The sequence below is a fragment of the Deinococcus alpinitundrae genome, assembly GCF_009982895.1.
Lineage (GTDB): Bacteria > Deinococcota > Deinococci > Deinococcales > Deinococcaceae > Deinococcus > Deinococcus alpinitundrae.
Genome location: NZ_WXZL01000281.1, coordinates 1 through 268 on the forward strand (window position 1 = coordinate 1; position 268 = coordinate 268).

A 268-nucleotide genomic window follows, 5' to 3' on the forward strand; every position below is an offset into this window, starting at 1 on the left:
CGAAAGGGATATGAGGCCATCGAAAATGCGATCGCTTCCGGCGAGATTTCGACTATGCGGCTTAATATGTCGCTTTCTCGAATTGCCGGGGTAAAAGCTGATCTTGCTGAACCACTCCCGTTCGATGAGGCCCGCATCAACGAACTGTCAGATGAGATCGTAGCATTCAACGGATCTCTTTAGATTCCAGGAGTATTTGATTTGAAACAAAAAATATTCGCCTTCCTTGCCCTCTTCGTTCTTCTACTCGCAACCGCTGCTTCTTCTT

Annotated in this window: 1 protein-coding gene; it reads left to right on the forward strand. The window is 47.0% G+C overall.

Annotated features, from left to right (window positions below):
* A partial coding sequence (locus tag GUI70_RS24870) for a hypothetical protein (RefSeq protein WP_237725153.1) occupies positions 1 to 183 on the forward strand: 183 nt, incomplete at its 5' end.
* Positions 184 to 268: the final 85 nt, after the last annotated feature.